The organism is Streptomyces sp. Ncost-T10-10d, from assembly GCF_900091955.1.
Lineage (GTDB): Bacteria > Actinomycetota > Actinomycetes > Streptomycetales > Streptomycetaceae > Streptomyces.
On the sequence record NZ_FMDF01000129.1, the window covers coordinates 62,631 to 69,796 of the forward strand.

A 7,166-nucleotide genomic window follows, 5' to 3' on the forward strand; every position below is an offset into this window, starting at 1 on the left:
CGGGTTCGTGGCCCCGGGCCGGTGGCGGCGCTCCCGCAGCCAGTCCGCCACGAGGTGAGTGCTGAGATTATTGAGATGGACGGTGTGGGTCCACTCGCCCCTGCGCACCGCCAGTGTCCGCCGGGCCGGTACTGCAACGGCGTGATCCCTCGTGTCCGTCACCGGGATCGCCCGCCAAGCCCTCGCCACCTTCGTTGCCGCACGTCGCAGCGCGCAAGGGCCGGATGTGGGGGCGACGCCATACCCACTCCTCCACCGGGCCCACCAGGAAGCCGTCATGGCGCTGGTGCGCCTCGGTGACATGCGGGCCCTGCCCGGGCTGCTGACGGGGCTGGACAGCGATGTCTACGCCTGGCGTGCCGTACAGGTCGCTGGTCACTTGGGCGCGGCCGCCGGTGCCCTCGCGCCGAGGCGTAGCCCGGTGGCCGCCGGAGGCCTTCGCCGGCGTTTGGGCGGTGACGGGGTCGGGGTCGGCTTGAGCACGGTTCTCCCCCCGCGAAAAAGCTGGGCAGACCAGCAGAAACAACCTGCCCACCCACGACCACCGACCGAAACCCACTCACCAAACGATCAAGAGATCACCTTCGGGGCACGTCAGTGGATCGAGGCTGAGCTCTCGGCGTCGCCCGAGCAGGGGAGACCCCATGTTCTGCGGCGCTGTCGTCGGTTGCCCACGCTCCGCGTTGTCGCCCTCCTCCGCATGCATCTCGAGGTACCAGCCCCCGCTCACCAGCACAAAAGGCGAGCGGGCCCCTTGACGCAGCGTGATCCGCCAGACAGGCCCCGGCTGATCCTGATATGCCCCTGTATCGGATTTCAGCGCCGCGCCAGCGCCAGCACGCTCAGTCCGAACATCAGGACGCCCAGGGGGAGATGGACCGATGGTATGTGCGCGATGCCGAGCACGACCTGGAACGAGGCGAGGACAAGGAAGCCGGACGCGTGCCAGACGGGCCGGGGCGAGCCGCCGCCCGGCTTCCAAGCCAGCACCGCCGCGAGCACATACAGCATCGACGCCCCGTACATCACGCGAGCTCCGACACTGTGGAGCGTCTCTCCGTAGGACGAGGTCAGCAGCAGTCCGGCGGAGACTGCTTGAAGGAAGATGGTCAGGGTCTGCAGGGTGATCGCGATCTGCAGAAACGAGAAGCGGCGCTGTGCCGTCGCCTGGGTTGCCATGCCACGGTCCCCTTTTCCGCCCGGGGGCAGTAGATCGATAAGGTCTCACCAGCCCGACGACGCGGGCCTGCGAAAGGTAAGGCGAGGAGGCGGTCGGGAGCATGGGGACGGCTAGGACGAGCACCGACGAGATAGCCGGTGAGTGGAGCCAACTGATCAACGTTGCCTACCGGTTGCTCGGTTCACTGGCCGAGTCCGAGGACGCCGTACAGGAGGCCTACGCGCGCTGGTACGCGCTACCACGAAGTCGGCAGGACGAGATCGTATCCCCCGGCGCCTGGCTGACGACGGTGACCAGCCGCATCTGCCTGGACGTGCTCGGCTCGGCGCGGGCCCGGCGTGAACGCTATGTCGGCGCGTGGTTGCCCGATCCGCTGCCTGACCATGCCGAGTGGGACCACGGCCGTGGCACCGACCTCGCCGACCAGATGGTCCTGGACGAATCGGTGACCATGGCCTTCCTCGTCGTCCTGGAGTCGATGACACCCGCCGAGCGGGTGGCGTTCGTCCTGCACGACGTCTTCCGATACCCATTCGCCGAGATCGCCGACATCCTCGGCCGGACCCCTGCGGCCTGCAAGCAGCTCGCGGCCTCCGCCCGGCGGCGGGTGCGCGTCGCGCGGGCTCCGGTGACGGCGGCCGGGCATGCCGACGCGGTGCGGCATGTCAAAGAGGCATGGGAGACCAAAGACATCGCGGCCCTCGTCGATGTCCTCGACCCGGCCGCCGTGATGACTGCCGACGGCGGCGGCATGGTCGGTACCGCCCTACGCCCGATCGAAGGCGGTGCGCGCATCGCCCAGTACATGGTCGCCATCGCTGACAAGGCTCCGGGGCTCGAACTCCTGGAGCGGTCGGTCAACGGTGTGCCGGGCCTGGTGGCCCAGTGTGCCGGCGCCGTCATGACCGTAGCCTCGTTCGATGTCGCCGACGGCCGCGTCACCCGGATCTGGGCGGTCCGTAATCCGGAAAAGCTGCGGCCGTGGGTGTGGGACGGTGACTTGTCCGGCCGATCACACCGGATGAGGGGTCGGTCCGTGCCGGTTTGCTCGGGGGCTAGAGACGTGCCAACTGCATCCTGCCTGTGAACCGGCCACCCACTTGATCGGCGAGCCAGTGGACGCGGGCGGTCTGTTCGCCGTTCCGGTCTCGAACGTGCACGTGGACGGTGTGATCCTGCGACGGCTCCTCCTGATAGAGGTCCCGGGAATTCATCGTCAGCGTGAGGTACGCGTATTTCTGCGAGATCGCCTCCAATCCCGCTTCAGGGACTGCAGGCCATGCATCCAGATCCCATCGAACAGCCGCGAGGTCTGGTCCCAGGGCGGCGATGAAGGGCTCGGCGCGGTCCAGCGGACGGCTCCAGTCGAATACGCGGATCGGCAGACAGTCTGCAGGGTCGTCGTCGGCCTCCGACGAGCCGTGCTCCTTGCCGGCCGACGCCCACCATTCGAGGTCGGGCAGTACGTGACGTACTTGCGCGAGGACATCCGACGACCTGATGACGGCTTCGAAGTCGACCTCGCCCTGACTGAAATCTGCGATGTCCAACAAAGTACGCACCGCACGTATTGCTTCGGCCAGGTCCTCGGTCGTGAGGACGGCAGCAGCCGCAGAGTTGCTCATCCCGGAACCATAGGACAGCAGATGGTCTGCTCGTGCCTCTGACCCGACTCACGCCTGTCGGCACCGGAGCCCTATGGAAAGCGACGCTGCGGTGACGGTGCCGAGGAAGATGTAGCCACGCTTGTCGCACCAGGTGGCCACGGCTCTTGAGTGCTTCGGCCTATTGATGGCCCGCACTCCCATCAGCGGCGGAAGAAGACATGGACCCGGTGCCAGGCGGGGAAGTCTGCCGGTATCGAGAGTCACTTGATGCCGTTGTCGACCGGGTAGCGAACGGCGTCGATGATCTGCTGGTGGCAATAGCCCTCCGGCTTGCCTTCTCGGCACTCCAGCCAGGCCGGTACCGGCAAAAACAACCAGGTCTGAGCGCACTCCGTGTCCGTCATGTCCGAGGGACGCCGCCTGTCCCGGTCCGGCTGGTCCACCGTTTTCCCGTACGCATGGGCGGGGCAATCGCACGATAGGGCGGGTGAGTTGAACTGCGGGACCTCGACCGCGTACAACTGCGACAGACAGGGCCTCCTGGCGCTAGGTGAGACGTCAGCACCCTCCGAATCGCCAAGGGACCCTGCTCTCATGCACCAGTCGCGTCGGGACCACCCGATCAGGATCCCCGTTCGATAGGCACCCCTGGTTCGTCCCTGACTCGCCCCGGAACGGCCCCTGACAACGGCACCGGGCGGCCGACAGAGCGCCTAGCGTGCTCAAGGAGTCCCGGCAGGGTCTGCACATTTCTTGAGCACGTCCCTCACGCCCAGTCTCGTCAGGAGGATGGTTCATGTTGTTCAGAGGCAGGTCCGCGTTACGGCGCGCCGCCGTACGGAACACGGCCATGGTTGCGGGAATCGCCATCGCCGCCGTCGCCGGTTTCGCTGCCGCGCCCATCGTTAATGCGGCGCCGGTGACCGCCAGAGCCCTGCAATGGGCTCCGTGCGACGAACCGGACAACCCGGGCGCCGAGTGCGCCACCCTCACGGTGCCGATCGACTGGGCCCACCCGGACGGGCCGACGTTCGGCCTGGCCGTGGCCCGCCGCCAGGCCACCGACCCCGGTGCACGCGTCGGCTCGATGGTGTTCGGTCCCGGGGGTCCCGGCGACTCCGGCGTGGAGCTGGTGGTGAGCCGCATCAGCCGGTTCAGTCCCGAGATCCGCCACAAGTTCGACATCGTCAGCTTCGACCCGCGTGGCGTGGGCCGCAGCAACCCGGTGACCTGCTCCGGCGACCTGCTCGCCCAGCGGCCGTCACCGGAACTGGCAAGCCAAGCGGACTTTGACGCCATCCTGGCCTACAACAAGCGGCTCCGCGCCGACTGCCGGGCACGCACCGGCCCGGTGTTCGACCACCTCGACACCGCCCAGACGGTCCAGGATCTGGACGCACTGCGGGCCGCCCTCGGAGAGGCCGAACTGACCTTCCACGGCAGCTCGTACGGCACACTGCTCGGGGCGGAATACGCCGAGGCCTATCCGCACCGGGTACGGGCGATGGTGCTGGAGAGCGTGATGGACCACAGCGTTTCCACCACCCGTGAGTTCCTGCGGTCCGAGGCGGCCGCTGCACAAGACTCCTTCGACGAGTTCGTGAAATGGTGCGCCGACGACTCGACCTGCGCACTGCACGGTCGCGACGTCCGCACGGTCTGGCAGGGGCTGCTGACCCGGGCCCAACGCGGCGAGCTGGAGAACCCCGCCAAGCCAGCAACCCCCCTCTCGTCAGCGGATCTGGTGAACGGGATCGCCTTCAAGAAGTTCTACAAAGTCGACTACGCAGGCCTGGCGAAGGCCATCACCGGGATGGCGTCGAGCAGCCCGCTCCCCGCCTCGCCCACCTCGGTATCGCCGCTTCCGCCGGCGACCCCCGTCTTCTGCTCAGACTGGCATCTGCCGGTGCACGACTACCGGGAATACGCCTCACTCGTCGGCGTGATGAACAGGACCGCACCCGACCTGCCCTCCCTGCTGCCGATCCAGATGACAGCGGCGTGCCTGGGCGCGCCGACCGCTAACCCGCAGCACCACCTGGCGGCCCGCGGCGCCCCGCCGATCCTGGTGTCCAACGCACTCCACGACCCCGCCACCGGCTACCCCTGGGCGGTCTCGGTGGCCCGGCAACTCGGCCGCAGCGGCTCGCTCCTTACGTATGAGGGCCGAGGCCACGGCAGCGTCACCAGGGGCCCCTGCATGGAGCACGCCGTCGACGGCTACCTGACCGACCTGACAGTGCCACCACGCGGCACCAGGTGCCCGGCCGTGCCGTCCTGAGCAGGTCGGCCTCCCGGCAACCCGGCGGAGGACGCCACCCGCCGACTCCAGGCGGTGTCCGGCCTGAACAAGGAGGCCGATCAACACCGACTTCCTCCTCCTTGACGAAGCACAGGACACCAACGCCGTCGTCGAGGAAATCTTCCTCAACCGGCGCAGCCCCCGCCCAACTGGTCATGGTCGGAGACTCAGCACAAGCCATCTACCAATGGTGCGGAGCCCACGACGTCGTGACCACCTTCTCCGGCACACCCCCCACCCTGTCCAAGTCCTTCGGCTGCGGACCTCGCCTCGCAGCCGAAGCCAACTGCTGGCTCACCATCGCCGACGCGCCCCTGTGCCTCGTAGGAACCGACACGGTCCCTATCGAGCTTGGCCCCGTCAAGGTTCCCGACGCTGTCCTGTGCCGGACCGATGTGGGCGCCATGCGCGAAGTCATGCAGCTATTCGAACTGGGCCACCGTGTAGCTCTGGTCGGGGGCGCGGGGCGCTGCGGGCGTGGCCCGGGCTGCCAACGACCTCAAAGAGGGCCGCCGCCGCACGTCCCGCCCCGAGCTCGTCCTCTTCCCGACCTGGGGTGCGCTGCAGGACTACGCCGGCTACGACCTTCCGCCACTCGTCGACCTCGTCGACACCCACGGCACCCACCATCCTCCGAGCCATCGACCAGCTCGACGACGAACGCACAGCCGAGGTGACCGTTTCCACCGCACACAAAGCCAAAGGGTGCGAATGGCCGCGCGTACGAATCACTGACGACTTCACACCGCTGCCGGACAGCGACGAGCATGACGACAAGGGCCAACCCCTCCCCGGATCCTTCGACGACGGCGAAGCCGGGCTCGCCTACATACCGGTCACACGGGCCCGCCACCACCCCGACGGTCGCCCTGCGTGGCACGAGGGGGCGCTCGCAGCCAGTGCTGCGACCGAAAACGACCACTGGGTTGAGGTCACCGTTCCTGCCGTGGTGCGGCAAGGCCGGATGAATGCAGGCGCCGTTTGGAGCGTCCGGTGGGGACGGCGACTTGGTCTTCGTACCGTATTCATCGCTGAAGCCGAGACCCTGGGCACATCCGGGACAAGCATGCCGCCTGGCGCGCCCGCCTCGGCGCCATCGACTTGCACGGCCGCCACCTGACACAGGGCCTTGAGCTGATTCCGCTGACGACGGACGAGATACCTGTACGTGGGCCAGAGGCAGGAAGCCTTCGTGAGACTCGGGGAGTCAGGAGCCTGGGCCTGTGAATGGGGCAGCGCGCTTGCCGTAGCTCGGACGATTTCCAGCCAGTCTCGTACTGACTCCCGGTGTCGCATTCAGTGCGTTGTGGCAAACGGAACCCCTGCTCGATGAGCGGGGTTTCTCTGTGCTCGATACCTGATCGCGGGATGGTAGGGGCAGGCAGCGGGCCGTTGTTGTCGGCCTGGAGGGTGTGATGCGGTCGGTGATCGGTTTGCTCGAGCAGCGCGAGGCGCGGGCACGGGAGGAGCTGGATTCCTGGCTGGAAGTGCTGTGGCAGGCGAGGGAGGAGGTGACTGCCGCGCAGGAGCGGGCCGAGCGGGCGCGGGTGGCGCGCGCGGAGCTCGTGCAGGCGCTCGCTGAGGAGAGCGCGGTCCACACGGGCCCCGCTCTGCCAGAGGCGTCACCGTGATCTTCCTATGACTCCCGCGGATGGGTGGTCCTGCATCGCTCTAACGGATGGTGCCTGGAGATATCCGCTACCGGCGGCCGACAGCGGCAACCAGGATGCATGGACACCGACTGCTGGTCTCGTGGCGGTGCTCTCGGTTCCCCTCCAACGATTGGGATTGTGCTCATGACTTCGCTCCTTTCTCCTCGCTGCCTTGGCTCCCTCACAGGCGCGGCGCTCATGCTCGTCCTCGGCGCGGCGGTGCCGTCCTCTGCGGCGACTTCTGCGTCCCGGGCTGCCAAGGAGATGTGCCTGGACGTCGGCAACACCCGCAACAACGGCGATCATGCACGCATCTGGCAGTGCGTCAACCACACAAACCAGCGGTTCGTGATCGCCGATGGACAGATCAAGGTTGAAGACACGATCGGCACCGCCAAGGAGATGTGCCTGGACGCCGGCAACAC

At 67.5% G+C, this 7,166-nt stretch carries 7 protein-coding genes and 1 pseudogene; 5 read left to right on the forward strand and 3 right to left on the reverse strand.

Annotated elements, in window-relative coordinates; all coding sequences use genetic code 11:
• Nucleotides 1–816: 816 nt before the first annotated feature.
• Entirely contained in the window at nt 817–1,179 is a 363-nt protein-coding gene (locus GA0115254_RS20615; RefSeq protein WP_093896748.1) for a hypothetical protein, read from the reverse strand.
• A 101-nt stretch (nt 1,180–1,280) separates the two neighbouring features.
• Between GA0115254_RS20615 and sigJ the strand changes: the two genes are divergently transcribed.
• The gene (gene sigJ / locus GA0115254_RS20620; RefSeq protein WP_218105569.1) at nt 1,281–2,267 is read left to right on the forward strand and encodes an RNA polymerase sigma factor SigJ; all 987 of its coding nucleotides are present in this window, start codon (nt 1,281–1,283) and stop codon (nt 2,265–2,267) included.
• Here sigJ and GA0115254_RS20625 read toward each other — a convergent pair.
• Together GA0115254_RS20625 and GA0115254_RS20630 are read right to left on the reverse strand one after the other, a co-directional pair.
• Nucleotides 2,236–2,805 (reverse strand): hypothetical protein, encoded by a 570-nt coding sequence (locus tag GA0115254_RS20625; protein ID WP_141720881.1) that lies wholly within the window; start codon nt 2,803–2,805, stop codon nt 2,236–2,238. The two genes, sigJ and GA0115254_RS20625, sit on opposite strands and share 32 nt — an antisense overlap.
• A 242-nt stretch (nt 2,806–3,047) precedes the next feature.
• Nucleotides 3,048–3,230, reverse strand: a complete 183-nt coding sequence (locus GA0115254_RS20630) for a hypothetical protein (protein ID WP_256102703.1) — start codon at nt 3,228–3,230, stop codon at nt 3,048–3,050.
• Between the two features lie 353 nt (nt 3,231–3,583).
• On the opposite strand from GA0115254_RS20630, the gene GA0115254_RS20635 reads away from it, so the two are divergent.
• The 4 genes and pseudogenes from GA0115254_RS20635 to GA0115254_RS43920 form a co-directional block, all read left to right on the forward strand.
• A complete protein-coding gene (locus GA0115254_RS20635) occupies nt 3,584–5,068 on the forward strand; it encodes an alpha/beta hydrolase (RefSeq protein ID WP_093896751.1) in 1,485 nt (494 codons plus the stop codon).
• Nucleotides 5,069–5,135: 67 nt separating this feature from the next.
• Nucleotides 5,136–5,963: pseudogene (locus GA0115254_RS46325) on the forward strand (UvrD-helicase domain-containing protein); the annotation flags it as partial.
• Between the two features lie 550 nt (nt 5,964–6,513).
• The gene (locus GA0115254_RS20640) at nt 6,514–6,720 is read left to right on the forward strand and encodes a hypothetical protein (protein ID WP_141720882.1); all 207 of its coding nucleotides are present in this window, start codon (nt 6,514–6,516) and stop codon (nt 6,718–6,720) included.
• A 165-nt stretch (nt 6,721–6,885) separates the two neighbouring features.
• Nucleotides 6,886–7,166 (forward strand): ricin-type beta-trefoil lectin domain protein (locus tag GA0115254_RS43920; RefSeq protein WP_141720883.1); only part of this gene is annotated, 281 nt, incomplete at its 3' end.